The 18,699-nt window shown below is 55.0% G+C and carries 14 protein-coding genes, 1 tRNA gene and 1 CRISPR repeat array; of the genes, 7 read left to right on the top strand and 8 right to left on the bottom strand.

What is annotated here, in order from left to right:
* Position 1 precedes the first annotated feature (1 nt).
* Positions 2-1,471 carry a GumC domain-containing protein gene (locus Pan97_RS02220; protein ID WP_165698576.1) on the bottom strand — a complete coding sequence of 490 codons (1,470 nt, stop codon included), beginning with the start codon at positions 1,469-1,471 and terminating at the stop codon, positions 2-4.
* 441 nt (positions 1,472-1,912) lie between these two features.
* Here Pan97_RS02220 and Pan97_RS02225 point away from each other — a divergent pair, with 441 nt between their 5' ends.
* The 6 genes from Pan97_RS02225 to Pan97_RS02250 all read left to right on the top strand — a co-directional run bounded on the left by Pan97_RS02225 (position 1,913) and on the right by Pan97_RS02250 (position 8,448).
* Entirely contained in the window at positions 1,913-3,016 is a 1,104-nt protein-coding gene (locus Pan97_RS02225; RefSeq protein WP_165698577.1) for a GNAT family N-acetyltransferase, read from the top strand.
* Positions 3,017-3,023: 7 nt separating this feature from the next.
* On the top strand, positions 3,024-3,893 hold the full coding sequence (locus Pan97_RS02230) for a polysaccharide deacetylase family protein (protein ID WP_144970363.1): 870 nt from the start codon (positions 3,024-3,026) through the stop codon (positions 3,891-3,893).
* Positions 3,890-5,416, top strand: coding sequence for an oligosaccharide flippase family protein (locus tag Pan97_RS02235; protein ID WP_144970365.1), 1,527 nt, complete (start codon positions 3,890-3,892; stop codon positions 5,414-5,416). Before Pan97_RS02230 ends, Pan97_RS02235 begins: the two co-directional genes overlap by 4 nt.
* Positions 5,417-5,431: 15 nt before the next feature.
* On the top strand, positions 5,432-6,661 hold the full coding sequence (locus Pan97_RS02240; RefSeq protein ID WP_196782250.1) for a glycosyltransferase: 1,230 nt from the start codon (positions 5,432-5,434) through the stop codon (positions 6,659-6,661).
* A 113-nt stretch (positions 6,662-6,774) separates the two neighbouring features.
* Positions 6,775-7,386, top strand: coding sequence for a lysophospholipid acyltransferase family protein (locus Pan97_RS02245; RefSeq protein WP_196782251.1), 612 nt, complete (start codon positions 6,775-6,777; stop codon positions 7,384-7,386).
* A gap of 15 nt (positions 7,387-7,401) precedes the next feature.
* Complete coding sequence (locus Pan97_RS02250; RefSeq protein ID WP_144970369.1) at positions 7,402-8,448, top strand: phosphatidate cytidylyltransferase; 1,047 nt, start codon at positions 7,402-7,404, stop codon at positions 8,446-8,448.
* Between the two features lie 156 nt (positions 8,449-8,604).
* On the opposite strand, the gene Pan97_RS02255 is transcribed toward Pan97_RS02250, so the two are convergent.
* The gene (locus Pan97_RS02255; RefSeq protein ID WP_144970371.1) at positions 8,605-10,467 is read right to left on the bottom strand and encodes a pyruvate kinase; all 1,863 of its coding nucleotides are present in this window, start codon (positions 10,465-10,467) and stop codon (positions 8,605-8,607) included.
* Positions 10,468-10,723: 256 nt separating this feature from the next.
* Here Pan97_RS02255 and Pan97_RS02260 point away from each other — a divergent pair.
* A tRNA-Ser gene (locus Pan97_RS02260) sits at positions 10,724-10,806 on the top strand.
* Here the strand turns inward: Pan97_RS02260 and Pan97_RS27110 are convergent.
* The 6 genes from Pan97_RS27110 to cas1 all read right to left on the bottom strand — a co-directional run bounded on the left by Pan97_RS27110 (position 10,761) and on the right by cas1 (position 18,602).
* A complete protein-coding gene (locus Pan97_RS27110; protein ID WP_144978080.1) occupies positions 10,761-12,104 on the bottom strand; it encodes a tyrosine-type recombinase/integrase in 1,344 nt (447 codons plus the stop codon). The two genes, Pan97_RS02260 and Pan97_RS27110, sit on opposite strands and share 46 nt — an antisense overlap.
* Positions 12,105-12,342: 238 nt before the next feature.
* Positions 12,343-14,529, bottom strand: a complete 2,187-nt coding sequence (locus tag Pan97_RS02270) for a YfjI family protein (RefSeq protein ID WP_144970373.1) — start codon at positions 14,527-14,529, stop codon at positions 12,343-12,345.
* Entirely contained in the window at positions 14,516-14,725 is a 210-nt protein-coding gene (locus Pan97_RS02275; RefSeq protein WP_144970375.1) for a helix-turn-helix domain-containing protein, read from the bottom strand. Before Pan97_RS02275 ends, Pan97_RS02270 begins: the two co-directional genes overlap by 14 nt.
* A 196-nt stretch (positions 14,726-14,921) precedes the next feature.
* Complete coding sequence (locus Pan97_RS02280) at positions 14,922-15,599, bottom strand: hypothetical protein (protein WP_144970378.1); 678 nt, start codon at positions 15,597-15,599, stop codon at positions 14,922-14,924.
* A gap of 455 nt (positions 15,600-16,054) precedes the next feature.
* A CRISPR array of direct repeats spans positions 16,055-17,343; the repeat unit is 36 nt; unit sequence GTTGCGGATTGGTCCCAGGCAGGAATCAGATACACT.
* A gap of 48 nt (positions 17,344-17,391) precedes the next feature.
* On the bottom strand, positions 17,392-17,688 hold the full coding sequence (gene cas2, locus Pan97_RS02285) for a CRISPR-associated endonuclease Cas2 (protein WP_196782252.1): 297 nt from the start codon (positions 17,686-17,688) through the stop codon (positions 17,392-17,394).
* A 23-nt stretch (positions 17,689-17,711) separates the two neighbouring features.
* Positions 17,712-18,602 (bottom strand): type II CRISPR-associated endonuclease Cas1, encoded by an 891-nt coding sequence (cas1, locus tag Pan97_RS02290; RefSeq protein WP_144970382.1) that lies wholly within the window; start codon positions 18,600-18,602, stop codon positions 17,712-17,714.
* Positions 18,603-18,699: the final 97 nt, after the last annotated feature.

The raw sequence follows: 18,699 nt of genomic DNA on the forward strand, positions 1-18,699 counted from the left end.
ATCAGTTGGTTGAAGGGTTGCGATGTGCGAGGTTGAACAAAGCTTCCTTCAAAGATAGGCCATGCCCCGCCACAGGAGCAGGATGCCCAGCCGCACCGGATGCATTGTTCGCGGAGCCTGCCGAAGATGCGGGTTGTGCCGATGATGCGTCCGAGATCGGGACGGTCAGAAACAGAATTCCCAGCCCCAAGGCCAGCCCACCGACAACGCCGGCTCCGGCGATCGCCTTGCGGGAAGGACCGACCGGATAGTCGCTCACTTCCGGAGTGCTCACTTTGGTGATCAGCGTGGTGGTGGTTGCCGCTTCGACCGACGATCGAGCGTCGGCCAGGTCGGTGCGGATTTGCGTCAGCTTGTTGTTCTTCTCGCGTACTTCCGCCACCAGGTTGTTGTACCCGGCACGTAGCGAAGCCAGCTTGGTCATTCGGCCGCTGACGTCGTCGAGCATCGTTTGAAGTTGAGCAATGCGGCTGGCGTTCACGCTTCGGTCGGCGCTCAGGCTGCGAATGGCGACGGCGATTTCCTGGTGCAGGTGACCGCGGATCTCTTCTTCGGCATGATGAGCCGCGACGACGCCAGGGTGACTTTCAGTACGAATTCCTTGCAATTGAGCCGAGCGAAGTTGTGCGTCGATCAGACCCTCTTTCATCCGGCGCAGGGCCGGTTGCGAATCGAGCAACTGGTTGGGAGTGGCAATCAGTTCACTCGCGTTTTGCTGGGCCGCTTCCAAGATCTCCAGCAGTCGCTGCGAGCTTTGCTGATTGGCCAAGGCGGTTCGCAGTTCGTTCTTGATCTGTACCATCTGTTCGCGAAGGTTGCCGTTGCCTGAGCCGACTTCGTTCAGGATACGCAGTTCGGCCAGGTCGGTGCCGACTTCTTCTTCCATCTCCGAAAGCCGATTGGTCACGCCGGTCAGGGCCTGGTCGGCTTGTTGTTCGCGATAGCTGAGTTCTTCCACGAGGCTCAAAGCACGGCTGTTTCGCATTTCACCCAGTTGCTGATCGAGCTGGGCGCAGATCAGTTGGTTCAGCTTTTTCGCACGCTCTGGCGTGTCGGCTTCGACGGTGATGTACAGCATTTCGGTCGTACCGAATTCGGTGCCGCTGGGGGAGTGAACGCTTATCGATTTGCGAGCGGTAGCGATGTCGTCTTTGCTCGGCCAGGCAGACGTCGACCAGCGATTGGCCGGTGCCCCCAGTTGGGTCAGTGCCTCCTGAATCACCTCTCGCGAACGCGTCAGTTGGAGTACCGTTTCCTGGGCGTGCTTCATGTCTTCGACTCGGGAGAATTGCCCCGGTCGGCCTAAGCTGCTGACCGCTTCATCACGCAGGACGATGCTTTGCGTGGCCTCCCAGGAGTTCGGCTTAATCACGGCGTACGCTAGTGCCGCGGTGGCGACCAGGACCATAGGAATGATCCAACGCAAGCGATAGTGAATAAGGGCGAAGAGGATGTCGGCCGGGTTGAACATAACCATTGCCTCGCGAAAGGGCACGTCAGAAGGGAGTGAAAAACGTGCGGGAAGCAAGACGCAGCCGCATGGGCCGGAGGTCCTGCTTCCCACAACCCCGATTCGCTGGAGCTAGAAGGCAACCCGAGTGCCAAGAATTCGAAAGATTGAGGGTCAGCGTGTGGTAAGCGTCTCTTAGGAAAGCACTTAGATGCGGTGACGTGTTGGCTTCCTACCTCTGCCGCGATGATGCCGAATGGCAAACGGTGTGGCGAAAAAGCAACGCATGATGCCGCGAGGAAACAATCATTGAGCGACAAGGATGCATCCCCTTCAATCCCGTCCAACTTTGTTTGCTTTTACCTAACAGTGGGGAATGTTTGATAGTCCGTTGTCGAGAACAGAAGGGCCGCCGGTGCGCAACCGTTGGCCAGAATGTTAACTTCGTCCCCCAAGATATCTATGCACGTCGAACGGTTTTCAGATCCACAATCGGTCGAATCCTTGCGGTCTGCCTGGAACGCACTGGCTGGCAATGTGCCCTTTCGCACTTACGACTGGATGATGTCGTGGTGGAAGCACTATGGGGACGGTCATCAGTTGTTCGTCGTCGGTGTGTTTGACAATGACGGACTGATTGGACTGGCGCCTTGGTACAAAGCCGCCGGAAAAACGGGCGGACGTACGCTTCGCTTTCTCGGAGATGGTGAAGTGTGCAGTGACTATCTCGATATCCTGATTACCCCGGATGACCCGAATCGCGTCGCTCCGCTATTGGTCGATTGGCTACAGGAAGCCCTGACGACCTCCAATGCGTGGGATGCGATGGAGTGGGACAACCTGGAAAAAGGAACACCCATCGCGGCCGAGTTGAGTCAGCGGATGATGCATTGTCAGGCGATGGTGCACCGATTACCGGGACTCAACTGCTGGCGACTCGAACTACCAGAGACCTGGTACGACTTCGAGATGCAGCAGTCCAAGTCGCATCGCAAACAGATCCGACGACAAATCAGTCGCGTGCTCGATACCGATCGCTGCCAGCTGCACGTGTGCGACAGTACGACGAGCCTGGACGCTGCCATGCCGATTCTGATCGACCTGCACATGCGCCGGCGCAAGTCGCTCGATCAGCCCGGCTGCTTTGCCGACGATCGTTTCACGAAGTTCTTGTACGAAGCTGCCAGCCACATGATGGCCGACGGCAAGTGCGAGATTCTCTGGCTCGATCTGGACGACGTGCCGATCGCCGCCGAGATTCACTTCCCCTGCCAAGACATCGCGTACGCCTATCAGGCAGGCATCGATCCCGATCGCCTGAGTGACGAACCAGGCAGCTTGATGCAGATCGCCGTCATTCGCCGTGCGATAGAACAAGGCAAGACTGCCGTCGACTTCCTGCGGGGTGATGAACCGTACAAAGCCCATTGGCGAGCCGAGCCACGAGCCTGCGAGACGATCCGCATCGTGCCAAATACGACCTTTGGATTGATCCGACAGGGGATCTGGACGACGAAAACCCAGGTAAAAAGCTGGCTCAAAGCGTCGCTCGGAAAGAACGAATAAGACAAACATGCAGCGACTGAAAGAACACCTGATCGACGGCTACTACGCCGCGACCTGGCCCTGGCGAGCCCGGTTCCGCCAGGTCCGCGCGCGGGTTGGTCTTGCGCCGGTGATGGTCCTTTTCTATCACCGCGTTGCCGATCAGAATCTGAACGACTGGACGATCACCAACGACGGGTTTCGCCGACACCTCGATTGGCTAGAGGCCAACCTGGAAGTGGTGACCCTGGCCGAAGCCCAGCGCCGCATTGCTCTGCGATGCAACCCACGCGCCTGCGTCGCGATTACCTTCGACGACGGCTACGGTGAGAACTGCGATAAGGCCATCGGCGAGCTGATTCAACGGAACATGCCGGCCACTTACTTCGTGACGCTGGGCAACGTATTAAGTGGCCAGCCGTTTCCTCACGATGCGAAGCTGGGGATCGAGACCCGACCCAATACGATCGACCAACTGCGTGAGATGGCAGCCAGTGGCGTGATCGAGATCGGTGGGCATTCGCGAACCCATCCTGACGTGGGCGCGATTCGTGATGCAGACATGCTACACGACGAAGTGATTGCGGCGACCCAGGAGTTGGCATCGTTGATCGATCAGCCGATTCGCTATTTCGCGTTTCCGTTTGGCCAGCATGCCAATCTGAATGACGCGGCGATCAACATGCTGCGTGCCAACGGCATCCTTGGGTTTTGTTCCGCTTACGGCGGCTACAACTTTCCCGGCGACGATCCGTACCACATCCAGCGAATTCATGGCGATCCGGAACTCTCGCGTCTGCGTAACTGGATGACGATCGATCCCCGTAAATTGAACGGCGTGAAACGTTATCAACCTCGCTATGTCAAACAGACCGTGGCGGTCGGAGGAGACGCATGAGCGCTGCCTCGACGGTCAACAACACGGCTGAAGTACCCAGCACACCGACCTATCAAACGACTTCACTGGCCGAAAGCATGTTGCTGCTGGCCATGCTGACGGTGTTCCAGCGTGGCATCGGGTTTGTCCGCGGAGTGCTCTTTTGCCGCTGGCTACCTGCGGAACAGCTAGGGCTTTGGGACCTGGTGTTTGGCTTTTTGATGCTGGCAGGTCCGCTGGTCGTGCTGGGCATCCCTGGCTCGTTTGGCCGGTATGTCGAGCATTATCGTCAAAAGGGGCAGCTGCGAACGTTCCTCTATCGAACGACAGTGGCCACGGTGGTCCTGTCGGCGGTTGGCTGCGGCCTCTTATGGTTGTTTCACGAACAAGCGGCCGTCGTGCTGTTTAAAGATGCCAGTTTGGCTCCGATCATTCCCGTGGTGGCTCTTACGCTGATCGCGGTCGTGGGCTTCAACTACTTCGTCGAACTGTTCATTGCCATGCGGCAGATGCGGATGGTCTCGGCGCTGCAATTCGTCAACAGCGTTCTCTTCGCTGCGATCGGTTTGGGACTGCTGATGTGGTACGACACGTCGGCGGAAAGCGTCATCCTTTCGTACGGGATCGCCTGTAGCGTGACCGTGGTGATGGGGGGCGTTGTCCTAGCCCGCGATTGGAAGCAGGTCCCGCTGTGCGATCGCGTGCCGATGCAGTCGGAGTTCTGGAAGAAGCTTCTTCCTTTCGCCGCGTGGCTGTGGGCGATCAACCTGCTCTCGAATTTGTTTGAAGTGGTCGATCGCTACATGATCGTGCACTTCAGCGGATTGACGGCGGAAGAAAGCATTACCCTGGTCGGCGACTATCACAGCAGCCGCGTGGTGCCATGGCTGATGGTGGCGGTGGCGAACCTGTTTGGCGGGATCCTGCTGCCGCATCTTTCGGCCGATTGGGAACGGGGCGAACGTTCGAAGGTCTCGCAGCAACTTAATCTGCTGCTGAAGGCCAGCTCGATGGTGATGATGGCCGGTGCCATCGTGATCGGGCTGACGGCTCCGCTTCTGTTTGAATACGTATTCGAAGGCAAGTATAGCGGCGGCCTAGAAGTGCTGCCGTGGACGCTGACTTACTGCGTGTGGTACAGCCTGGTCGGATGCGCGATGCTCTATTTCTGCTGTGCCGAGAAGACCCATGTCGGCGCGATCGTCTTTGGAGTCGGGCTGGCCGCGAACGTCGGCTTGAATGCCTTGCTGTTGCCGATGTGGGGACTCACCGGGGCGGTTGTCGCGACGGCACTGGCCAACGCGATCGCGATCGTTCTGGCATTGTACTTGGCTCATCGTCACGGCATGGAGATCCAGAAGTCGACGCTACTGCTCGCGGCGGCCCCGTTTCTGCTTGGTCTGGGCTGGCCGATTGCGCTTTCCGTTTGGATCGTCCTGCTATGGCAGGCCTATGCCGGCAGCCTGGTATTTGACGACCGGGAGAAGCAAACGCTGTGGGGTGGCGTCAGTGTGCTGACGAATAAATTTCGGTCACGAACTTAGAGAGCCTTAAGAACCATGATGCGACGACGAATCAATCTTCCGCTCGATGGCCGCGGCCCTCTGCGTGTGATGTACCTGGTCACCAGTATGCCGGTCGGTGGTGCTGAAACGCTGCTGGTGAACCTAATTCGGCGGATGGACCGCCATCGGTTCGCACCGGAACTGTGCTGCATGAAAGAACTAGGCCCCTTGGGGGAAGAGATGCAGCAGGAAGTTCCCACGTTTCATAACATGCTCAGCGGGAAGTATGACCTGCGCGTCGTTCCGCGGCTGACCGAACTATTCGCTATGCGCGAAATCGACGCAGTCGTCACGGTGGGTGCCGGCGACAAGATGTTCTGGGGGCGTTTGTGTGCCTGGCTGGCAGGCGTGCCGGTCGTCGCTTCCGCCATCCATTCCACAGGCTGGCCCGACTCGATCAACTGGCTCAACCGTCGATTGACCTCGATCACCGATCGCTTCATCGGAGTGGCGGCACCCCATGGCAAGCACCTGGTCGAAGTGGAAGGTTTCCCGCAGCAGAAGGTCACGGTCATTCCCAACGGAATCGATACCGATCGTTTCGTCGCCAATCCCCAGACTCGCGAAAGGATCCGCGGTGAGTGGGGAGTCTCGGAAGATACCGCTGTGTGCGGAATCGTGGCGGCCCTGCGACCTGAAAAGGATCACGCGTTGTTTTTGAAGGCCGCGGCTCGCGTCATTCAGCAGTCGCCAAAATCGCACTTCGTGATCGTGGGGGATGGGCCTGAGCGAACAGGGATCGAGTCGCTGCGGGACGAGCTTGGCCTTCAGGATCACGTCACGATGACGGGCAGTCGTAGCGATATCCCTGAGCTTCTTTCGGCGATGGACTGCTTCGCGCTTACCTCGAAAAACGAAGCCAGCCCGGTCTCGATTCTTGAAGCGATGTCGACCCAGCTTCCGGTTGTCGCCCCCCGCGTGGGGAGCATCCCGGATGCCGTGGACGACGGCGTGAATGGCTTGCTGGTGACGGCCAGCAACCTGGAGGAAACGGCCCAGGCAATGGCCACGCTGATGCAAGATGCCGGAAAGCGAGCCGAAATGGGGAAAGCTGCCCGGGAGAAAGTGCTGCGGTACGGTTCGCTTGACGCGATGGTCTCCGGCTACCAGGACTTGATCAGCGGAGTCTACCGCCAGAAGGTTCAAGCGGCTTTGCATGCGGCCCGCCAGCCGGCTTCCAACCCGGTCCTGGTTCCCCAAAGAACCGACGCAAAAGCATCGTAAAGTCCCGTCAGCACTAGAGTTTCGTACTCAGGGTCCGCTAGTCTTACTGGCGGTCGTGCGATACGATGGAGGTATTCCGTTTGTGTCGTGCTGGAGGCAAGGTTTCAGAGCAAGTGAAATTCAACTTCACGGGTCCGTTCTTGGCTGGTCTGGCGAAAGTAGTCGCTGGAAGCAGTGTACGTTGGGTGGATTGCCACCCTGATACGTGCCAACGGATCTACTTTGCCAATCACACCAGTCACATCGACGCGGTGATCATCTGGGCATCGCTTCCCAAGCATTGTCGCGAGTTGACCAAGCCGGTCGCGGCGAAGGACTATTGGGACCGTGGCTGGTTCCGCCGTTACCTGGCGCATTCGTTGAATGCGATGCTGATCGATCGCGAGAACATCAAGGTCCATCGCAGCCCGGTGGAATCGATGCTCAAGGAGATCGGGGATAAGTACTCGGCGATCATTTTCCCCGAGGGAAGCCGCAACGACGGAACGAACCTCCGCGATTTCAAAAGTGGTCTTTTTTACCTGGCAAAGAAGCGACCTGACCTGGAATTGGTGCCGGTGTATGTCGACAATATGACTCGCATCTTGCCCAAGGGAGAATACTTACCGGTTCCCCTGTTGAGCCGTGTGATTTTCGGCCCGCCTATTTGGCTGGAAAACGGCGAACCGAAGACCGACTTTCTCGTCCGCGCTCGGGAAGCGGTTTCCCGGTTGCGAGACGTCTGACGCTGAAACGACATCATGGACTTGCTGCACGCATCCCTTAGCACGATTCTCACGGCACCGTTGTTGGCTCAACAAACGGCGTTTCTGCTGGATGGTGCGACCGGTATCTTGCTGGGGGTCGTGATCAGCTGCTTGTTGATCGCCACCGGGGCAGGACAGATCCTGCGGCGTCAGCCCGATTCAAGCGTGAACCCGGCCATCGTTCAGGCATTCATTCGCCGCGTGCGAGCCTGGTGGCTGATGACCGCGATCCTGGCCGTCACGTTCACGATTCCGTCGCCTGTTGCCACGGTGATCTTGTTCTTTTTGATCTCGTTCTGGGCGCTCCGCGAGTTCATTACCCTGACACCCACGCGGCTGGGCGACCACCGTACGCTGTTCTGGGTCTTCTTTATCTTGACGCCGGCCCAATACGTACTGGTAGCGATGGGACAATCGCAGTACGAGTTGTTCAGCATTTTGATCCCCGTATACGGCTTCCTGTTCATTGCCGCACGGATCGCCGTGGCTGGCGACTACAAACGTTTTTTGGAACGCATCGCCAAGATCCAGGCCGGCCTGTACATTTGCGTCTACTCGCTCAGCTATGCACCAGCACTTCTTTACCTGACCGATTGGACCGATCCGGAGTACTCGACCAAGAGCACCGCGGGCCTTTTGTTTTACTTTCTGCTGATAGCGCAGCTCAGCGATCTGTTGCACTTCGTTTGTAGCCGCTTGTTGGGTAAGAATGTGATCGCCCCGAACATCAACGCCAGCCGAACCTGGGAAGGCTTCTTCGCGGGAACTGGCGTTACCGCGGTCGTCGGAGCGATGCTGAGTCTTACCGGGGCCACGCCGTTTAACCCTTGGCAGAGTGCCGTCATGTCGATCGTGATCGCCGTGATGGGTGCCGCCGGTAGCATGGCGATGAGTGCCATCAAGCGTGATCGCGGCGTGCAAGACTACGGCACGTTGGTCGAAGGGCACGCTGGCGTGTTGGACCGTATCGACGCCATCTGCTTCGCCGCGCCGGTCTTCTTTCACTTGACGCGGTACTATTTCACGACGGCCAGCGGCTAGAGAGTTTCCAGGTTAGGGGTAGCGTCCTGGGCGTCGGAGAGGCAAGCTGGACAAGGCGACCGAAGCAGGCGAATCCTCTAGATTCGTCGATGCAGGTCAACGAAGTCCCGCGCAGCCGCAGCCAGCCAAAGACGCTACAGATGAATTGGAACCGCTCTAAGAGTTCGAATAGATATTCGACACGCTGAGTTTTCGCAGCGTCGCCAGTTTTTTGTGCTGATGGTGTTGCATTCGTTCCAAGACATCGGAGAGAAACTGGACTGTTTCGACAATATGCTCTCCTTTGTTCAACATCACGCATTCTGCGCGGCCACTCATGGCCGCATCGGTGACTTCTGCCCGGGTCGGTAGTCCTTTCTTGGCCAGACTCTCCAGGACCTGCGTCGCCCAGACCACCGGTACGTGAGCCGCCTCGCTCAGCCAGAGGATTTCCTCTTGAACTTCCGACATACGGTTGAAGCCGATCTCGACACCCATGTCTCCGCGAGCCACCATCACCCCAATCGGCGGATGCTGAAGTGCCGCGAGCAGCAACTCGGGGAGATTTTGAAAGGCCTGTTGCGTTTCGATTTTAAGAATGACTCCGAGTGAATCGGCGCCGCGAGCATTCAACTCGTCGATCAAGTCTTCCACGTCACGGACATGCCGCACGAACGAATAGGCTAAGAGATCCGCGTTCGCGACAATGAAATCAAGATCCGCCCGATCCTTCTGAGTCAACGCAGGCAGATTGAAATGGGTGTCCGGAAAGTTGATTCCTTTGTCACTCCTGATCTTCACCGCGTCTTTGCGTGTTTGCGTGACTTCGATGACAACCTTTTCCGCGGACGCTTCGCGAACAACGGCTTGCAGTTCGCCGTCGTCGTAGAAAAAGCGATCGCCTGGACGCACGTCCTGGTAGATTTCAGGCAAGTTGCAACCGATGCTCGCAGGCTCAGTCATGTTGCCGTTGGCATCTTTTCGGGCAGGGTGCCCCGGAATATCGCCATCAGTCAGCACGATAAGATCGCCAACTCGAACATTGAATTCATGGTCGGTTTGTCTGGCAAACGTTTGAGCGATGTTTCCTTGAAATACCTGCTCGTCACTTCGAAGCACACAGAAAGGGGCATTGGGTTCGACAAATGCTTCGTCTTCCCCCTCAGCCCAGCAGCCGCCGTCTTCCACGGAAATGACCGTAAGCGTTTGCTTGCGGCCGCGAGTATCGGTGACCAGTAACTTGTCCCCCTGTTGAATGTTGCCCATGGCATCAGGGGGAACTGGCAGGACTTCATCGGCGTTTTGATGCCCAGTGTCCCGAGAAGAAATCCATACCTTCGCGCGCGACCGGATCTTCCCGACGTCGTTCAGACGGGGACGCCAATGCAATACGCCGGGCTTCGATTCCAGCGGGCCGGTTCGTGGGTTAGGACCGGCCAGGTCCATCTGCACTTTGCACCGACGGCCCGTTTCCTTTTCGGCGCGCCGAAGGTGTTCGATCATCTGCGCCCAGGTCTTGTGGTCATCTTTCGAGCAATTGATGCGCATGACGTCCATGCCTGCCTGTAACAGCTCAAAGATCAGACCATACTGCCGGGCGCCCTCGCTGGGAATCGTCACCATGATGCGCTGCTGCCGAGAACTACCTGGTTCGCCGAACAGAACATTCGTATTCTGATCGAGATGGGCGCGGCCGGCTTGGAAGCCCTCGTAGGAGTTTTGCAGATCGATCTTAGGCGGCGTCCGATCGGCCAGGCGATAAAGGGCCGTAAGCACGGCATCGATTGTCGGCAGCACGTAGGCTTCCATGCGGCCGAGCGAACTCAATCCCAAGGCATGCAACTGATATTGCAATTCACGGATATCATGCTGGCGAACACTCAGGTAATGCACCAGGTTCCGACCACATTGCCGCTGCGACTCAGGGATCTTCGCCAGGGAAGAGGAGAAATCCTCTTCCAACTTGAGGGCCCCCTCGCGAAGCTGAAGCAGGGAGTCGATTAAAGTCGTGAATAGTTGATCACTTGAGTTGTCCATCATATTCCCTATTGGCGAAAAGATTCTCGCAAGATCAGGGCATCAAACAGCTTAGAAACTGCATCTTATGATGGTGAAGTTAATGGACAATTCAGATTTCGGAGATAGAAACGCAAAAACCGAAAGATGCGAAATGTCCGTCTCCGACCTGGCGCGAACCTCGGCCCGCGGAAATCGGTCCCAAGTTTTGCCCCAGGAACGATTTCAGACCGGGTTGATAGAAACCAAAGAGACAGTAAACTGAGTAGTTCCCAAGCCGGGAGGATACGCGAACTGGCTAGCAGCTTGACTCGAAATCAAGTGCCGGGTAACCGGTTGAGGGTTCGAATCCCTTGTCCTCCGCTAAAGTCTTTTGTAGCAACAGGTTGCGTCTCGCAACGCTTCGCAGAAGTGGCCTCTGTATCACGCTTTAGGGGCGACTCCTGCGAATTGCTACGAACGCCAGCATGCCGGTGCTGCGTCGTTTTCTGCGCCACTTGTGCGCCGCTTTGTGCGTCTCTCTTCGATCCTTTAATTGCCCTCTGAAAATCTTCCTCCGTGACTTGAAGATAATGCTTGATGGCAATGCTAGGGGTGTTCCCAAGCCAATCTGCTACCACATGGATTGAGTGCTGATCGGCGAGAAGTTCGGTTTCTCTGCTAGATCTAAGGTTTTGGAACAGTCGGGGCCATGGTGTAAGGCCGGCTCGATCGATAATTCTTTCAAATTGAGTTCTCAGGTTGATGTTGCGCCATCCCTGGGGAGTATTCGCTTTGTCTCGATAGTTGCCTCCGATAACGTAGATCGCGCCATCTGGGGCAATTTCCTGGGCGTCTCGGAGGATCGGAAACAACTCAGGGAAGATTGGAATCTCTCGTCGGTCTTTGCCGTGGTTCTCGGTCTTGGGGGATCGAACAATCATCCGGCATTTCGGTAGGTAAACGTCCTGCCATCGCAGTGAGAGCACTTCGCTAGGGCACCGCAAACCGCCATACCGTGCCAGCGCGACGATTACCCGCCATGTAGGATCGCAGACTTCTAGAAGCCGTTCCGTGTCCTCGCGCGTAATGAAGCGTTGTCTATCCTTTACGCCTATCGCTTTATGGTTGACGTTCTCAAAGGGATTTTCCGGAATCAATTTTCGTTTCTTGGCATTTCCAAAAAACGTTCTGCAAAACTGTAGTCGCTTGTGGATCGTCGTAGACGCTAGTCCAGTGCCGATCAGGTGAAGCTTAAAGTCTTCTGCGTCCCCTTCCGTGATAGTATCGAGGACACGATTTTCGCCAAAAAATTCCTTCAGGTTGCGGATTGGCTGGGACCAGACTTCCCGCGTCGCCGGCTTGACGTTGATTCTCTTGGCAACGTATTCCGTAAGAAACTGTCCCAATAATGCCCGCTCCTGTTTTTCTCGATCCTCAATTAGACCTACCTTGGCTAACTTCTTTGCTAGAGGGGGTTCCAAGGCTGCAACCCATCTTGCAGTATCGCCGTCCAAGGCATGGCAGGTAATCTTTGCTGATAGCAGCAATTCGACTCGGTGTTTTACGGCCTCGCAGTTGCGTTTGCTAATCTTACCGAGACGGATCGTCTTACGTTTGCCGTCGGGAGCGACAAATAGAATGCGACGGGTACCGTTCGGGTCATTACAAATCGATGCCATTCTTTGATTCTCCGTAATTACTGTTCTATGCGATTGTATGCCGCTTCGTGCGGGCTAGCTAGTTGTTTTTTTGTTCAAGCCGGCAAGTCCCAAGAAATCACTTACCGGTCTTGAGTGAATCGGGGCGAGAGGTCGCCGAGAGTATCTTGGATGCGAGTGTGAGAACTTACTCGCAGTCAACGTCTACGAAACCCGGGAGTTATTCGAAGACTGTTGGGGATACGTAGACAGTAGACAGTCAATTGAGGCTGAAATAACGCGTAGGACGTCCCCCAGTGTTTCCAATGGATGATTGTTCCCAGGATCCCAACCCCTTCCGGGCCAGATTGTCTAGTGCTGACTCGGCATCTTCTGTTGTCTCAAATCGGCGGCTACTTTGCCGTGCTTGCCTAGCAGTTATCGGATTGCCCCTTCTCTTAATCCAATCGACTAGGGCTCTCTCTTCTCGTTGAGATTGTGACTCTGCCATTATCTGGTAGACGCGTCGCGTCTCATGTTTGAACCACTCGGTTAATTCTAAGGCCATGCAAAGTGTATCGCCGTCAATCGATCGATCATTCTTCAAATTGGCGTCTTTCGCGGCCCATCTAACGCAATGGATCACGAGTGCCAGCCTCGCCGCGTATTCTTCAAGCTTCGACCAGGCCGATGCAAGTTCTCCGCTGAGTTCGCTTTGTTCCTTGGCATGTCGGTCATAGAACGTCGTATACAACGACTTAACCGATTTCGAAAGTGTTATTACTGCCGGATCACGATTCACGTCTTCGACTATCTCCGGCTCTAGCGAGTACAGTCGATCAAACACATCAGAGAGGCATTGCTGCTGCTCATAGGAAATACCCGTTTCGGTCCACTTCTTCGCTCTGCGTGGTGGATGACTGAGAAGGAATCGGGCGGCCATACCGCTTTCGAAATGATCGCGGCCAAGAGTCTTCTTTAATACTGCCGGCTGTATTCCGCCGGTGATCGAAACAATGGAACGAGGTACCCGAAGCGTTTTGGGAATGCCTGACTTTCGGTCAATCGTCACCTCCCCGCCTGTGTGCATCGAAAGATAGCGTGCGGCGTCTCCACCCCCTTTACCCTGCGTATATCGGTCAAAAGAGGAAAGCCACCCTGAGAGTTCATCTCGTGCAAGAAGCAGGCCCCTGGGATTTGATTTGAGAATAGGGACCAATGCTTCGAGCGTGGTATCGTCGACAATGTGGCGAGTCGCCTGAGGTTCTACCGGCTTCACTGGTGGTAACTCGTCTGCATTGCTACCTTTCTTCCATTTCTGGAACTGCTTGTCGTAGATAGCTATCGCATCTTCATGCTGTCGGATCAAACCGTCGTATTCTTCGAGGTTTTCATTCTCACGAGTTCGAACGGCGCTCAATGCTGCTTTGAAGGCCGGTGTTTTTGCAGTTCCACTTTCCCCAACGACGGCTGTCCATAGGATCGGTAGCACTTCCCACCCATCTTTTAGTCGCAAGCAACGAGAATCACCAATCGCAGATGCGAGAGCGGAAAGCAATGGAAGTGCAAGGAAGACTTCATCGCACCCGATCGCTCTTGCGCCGTCTCGGACAAAACTGCAAACTGGCTCGGGTAAAAACTCGATGGGAAACGGCTCGAAATCCAAGCTATCGCCTGTTTCATAGGCGACTTGTTGCGGTTGCCATATTTCAGATTCCTGCACCAGTTCAGCTAGTTTGTCGTCGGTTCCGCCTGATTCAATCCAGTCGCTCACATCACCCTTTAACGGCAAGCCGGGCAAGTGAATGAGTTTGATGCTACGAGCAAGCCCTACAAGCGTCTGTGCGACCTTCTCAGCGTGTTTCTCTCCGGCTTCATCATTGTCAGGCAGAATGATTACATCGCGATTCTGGAGGAACTGAGCGTGCTCTTGATTCCACTTTCCAGCGCCGCCGGCATTGCAAGTGGCAACGAGTCCGATTGCTTCCAGAGAATGAACGTCTTTCTCTCCTTCGACGATGAAAACAGAAGCGTCTGGGTTGGCTAGTAGCTGGGGAAGGCGAAACGGGACAACTCGAACCCCTTTCACTGTCCAATCCCATCCGTCATGCCCATCGGGCTTTCGCTGACGGAATGTCTTATTCTCGTATCGCACCGATTCCATGAGCAACTTGCCGGCCTCGTCTTCGTAGGCGTATGTTTTCACGATTTTACCTTTGTCTGGTTTCTTGCTTGGGTTGAATTCCGTTTCGTTTGGCATGAGATCCGACATTTGCAGGCCCATCGACGCGCAAACTTGATCAGGAGGGCAGTCAGCATGACAGTGGATGAGGGCTCTTCCGTCTTCGCCTTCGGTAACGCTCAAACTGGAATGCTGGTCAGAATGGGCTGGGCAATGCGCCTGCCAGCCCGATTTAGTCTTTTTCACGTTCTTGAGACTACTAAGAACAAGATTAACGGGCGTCATGCTGGCCTCCCTTCAGATTCGCTTCCAGATAGGCTTGCAGGTCCGCAATCCGGTATCGGGTCAATCGACCCATCTTCAGGTGCGGAAGGCCTGGGGTTTGGGTGAAGGTCATGTCCCAGAGCTTCCTTGGCGAGATGGACAGTAACCTCGCGGCTTCATTGGGGGACACGAGTAGTTTGCCGGTGTCTTCGTTCATGGTCGTACATTCCTTTGTGCGACAGGTCCGAACCACGAAGTGTGGCTCGCATATCTGTATTTTCCCGGAAATCAGCGTTTAGAGTTGCGGAAAGACGTTGGGCGGACATTTGTCCTCCCGCAGGACACGGCCTGTAGTCGCAAGAAAACGCTAGGAAAAGTTTTGGGCGGACAATGGGCGGACAACTAGGCTGCCGCTACTTGACGTACCTGGAAGCCAGTTCTTGTATTGCCGTGGCATCCGCACGATAGAGAAAACGCGGTTGGTTCGGTTGCGGATTATGGACTTCCTGCCACGCTTCATCGCCCAGACTCAAGCGTTTTCGTTGGAGTGCCTTGGAGAAAGCATCAAACTTGTCGGCGGGTACTTTATAGGCGTCCGCTAATTCCCGAACGCCCATCCAGCTAGTAGAGGTGGGAGCTGATTTCGAATTGGTCTTTTTCGCTGGGGTAGTTACGACATTTTTGGACTGTAGCCTGAGCCAAACAATATAGTCTGAAGCAGCCTTTTTTGCGTGGGCCACCTTCTGACGTAGTTCAAGATCGGCAGCCGTTGGCGATATGAACGCACTTCTACCAGCCGCCAGTAAGGCGGCCGTATGTTTCTGCAAGTCACGAAGTAGATCAGATACCTTTTCGGCATCGACGGGATTCAAGCAATGCAGATAGTTGTCTGCAGTGGCAATGACTGCATTTAACTTGCCGATATCGCAGACGAAACTCCCGTCTTCGCTTCGCGTCACTAACGCCGATTCGAAGTCATCAAGCCAAGCCAGGAAAGTCTGAATGGACTCAGGTGAACCGACATATATTGGGAGTTGTTTTGCTGTCATTTGGCGCAGGTTTGGTTGAGTTTCATCGACAAGGAACAACAACGAGTTGGTAATTTTTCGCGGCTCTGATCACCTATAGCGAAAACGCGTTTCACTCGGGAAAATACGATATTCCCGGCATATTGGGCCTATTGCTAGATATTGAACTATAGGGGTGTTCGATACCGGTCATCACGGACAGAAATGGAGGGGCCTCGCATGCGTACGGAAAACCGGTTTCCGCGCCGCAAATTGCGCCGGCTTTTCTGGTTGTAGCCCAATTCTACGGAGAAAACCGCCAATGTTCGAATGGGGGAAGGACCACTGATACCACGCATGGTCGAAAATCATATGATTCGACTCTGAAAATCCGCGATTGGGTGCCCGCAAATTTTTTGAAATACATAAGGAGCCGGGAGAATCCTTTTTGCATATTATCATTTATCAGTGGCACCAATTGGCCATCCCAGGCAGGAATCAGATACACTGTGCAGGTGTAACAGCCCTGGGCGGTCAGTGTTGCGGATTGGTCCCAGGCAGGAATCAGATACACTGTACGACTTGTGCCGCATGATGCGAGAGATGTTGCGGATTGGTCCCAGGCAGGAATCAGATACACTCAATTCTCGTACAAGGTCGGTACGATTTTCGTTGCGGATTGGTCCCAGGCAGGAATCAGATACACTCGTGAAGCTTGGCAACCTCAAGGACCAAGCGTTGCGGATTGGTCCCAGGCAGGAATCAGATACACTTTATCAATCGACTTCCCGCTTCCCCGAACTGTTGCGGATTGGTCCCAGGCAGGAATCAGATACACTCAGAGATCACGCTCGGCACGGTTGATAACGGTTGCGGATTGGTCCCAGGCAGGAATCAGATACACTATCCCAGCGCATCGCCCCGAGGGCGTGGTAGTTGCGGATTGGTCCCAGGCAGGAATCAGATACACTTCCCATGGCGGCGAGCCCAGCGAGTGGCCGGTTGCGGATTGGTCCCAGGCAGGAATCAGATACACTAAAGAACTCGACGGATGCTGGCGACTGGTGGTTGCGGATTGGTCCCAGGCAGGAATCAGATACACTTTCTCGATCGACGCCTTCGACGTCGAACTAGTTGCGGATTGGTCCCAGGCAGGAATCAGATACACTTTAGTTTTCATGCGGCGATCACTCGCCGTGGTTGCGGATTGGTCCCAGGCAGGAATCAGATACACTGCGCGGTCCGGTGCTTGATTACTGGGTCGAGTTGCGGATTGGTCCCAGGCAGGAATCAGATACACTGCATCGACCACCGGCCACGTCGCCTCGGCCGTTGCGGATTGGTCCCAGGCAGGAATCAGATACACTTGGACCGATATGCGTTTGCGTGGGTCGCATGTTGCGGATTGGTCCCAGGCAGGAATCAGATACACTAGAAGAGCTTGCCGATGCAAAGGGCAAGATGTTGCGGATTGGTCCCAGGCAGGAATCAGATACACTCGCCTGCCAGTATGAAAACCCAACTCAGGAGTTGCGGATTGGTCCCAGGCAGGAATCAGATACACTGGCGGGCACGGGCAACGGTGGATTAGATGCGTTGCGGATTGGTCCCAGGCAGGAATCAGATACACTGGATCGCCGAGCCGGTAAGCTGCTGAAGCGTTGCGGATTGGTCCCAGGCAGGAATCAGATACACTCAAGAACTACATCCTGCCCTACCCGATCAAGTTGCGGATTGGTCCCAGGCAGGAATCAGATACACTCGTGCACGCGGTATGCCATTACTTCGGCGAGTTGCGGATTGGTCCCAGGCAGGAATCAGATACACTACCTTCCTGCTAAGTGGCTTAGTCGCAATGAGTTACGCCTAAACGACCTTAAAAAAGTTCGAGTTGATCGGGCATTTGAGGAGAGCATTCGCGTAATTTTCCGAGCATAAATTCCATGCGTTCATACTGTTTGTCAGTGATGGAGAGCACTGCCACTTCTCCCTCAGGTGGGAGAAATGCGCGAATCCGTCGCAAATGAACTTCCGTGCTTTCCTTCGATGAGCATGGGCGAAGGTAAATAGAGTATTGCATACGATGAAAGCCATCTTCAAGCAGACGCTTTCGGAATAGAGCGTATTCCTTTCGTGCTTGTTTCGTATCGGTCGGCAAGTCGAACATGGCCATGATCCACATCGCACGGTACCCTGTTATTCGCATGGCACTGGGATCTCCAAGGTAGTCTGCTCTTTGCGCAAGCACCTAACCAAGGAACCGAGCATACGATGCAAATGAACCATGAAAGGACCGCTTTCGCCCACAATCGTTGTCTGGCGAGATAGGAGCTTTAACAACTCTCCCTTACACTCTTGGGTTAGAGATTCGTAACCTTGACGATGGAGTTCCCGAACCCGTTCGTCGACCATGGGACGAAAAGGTTCAATCAAGTCATCTGCCAGACAGAAAGGATTGGAGCGATTTCGATGATGAAGCCCTAATGCGGGCGTCAATCCGGCGGAAACAATGGCGCGGGCGATGGCTGCCCTAGCAATCGCGTATCCATAATTGAGCAATGAGTTGATTCCATTGCTGTCAGGATCGCGGCGAAACTCCACTTCTGGGTACCAGAACTGCCAATAAATTTTGGCTGCCCTTGCTTCCACATTGGATGCATCGCCTGACTTAACCTCAGGGACTAGTGCCTTTAACTTCCTGCGACCAGGACAATGCTTTGGTAATATCGAAGCTTGGGCGTCAATCTTCGCGCGGATGATCTGTTGCCAAAGTCGTTTGCATAGCGGCTTTGACGCTTCAATCTGCTCATTCAACCGCCATACAACCTGGCTATGATCGGCCAAAGGAAGCAAGATCGCGGCTGGAAGGTGATTCTCTCCACAAATGACAACGGCTGCGTCAGATTCCGCCAAATGCCGGAGCGCCGCATGTGTATAGGTGGTGCCAGGATGATCGACAACCACCATTCCAATTTCTTCACAGGGAATCGTGTGAACGATATCCCCTTCTCGCTTGAGAGTGAGCTGCTTGTGCCGCAACCCTAAATGGAACGACTCACGGGAAATTTCAACGGTGCGTTTGATCATAGAACCCAAACTTCCACAATACACAGATGAAGTTGGGTCGTCCGTGACATAAATGCGCAACTAGCGCGTCAGAAGAAATTGTAATTACACCCGTGAG

The organism is Bremerella volcania (genome assembly GCF_007748115.1).
Lineage (GTDB): Bacteria > Planctomycetota > Planctomycetia > Pirellulales > Pirellulaceae > Bremerella > Bremerella volcania.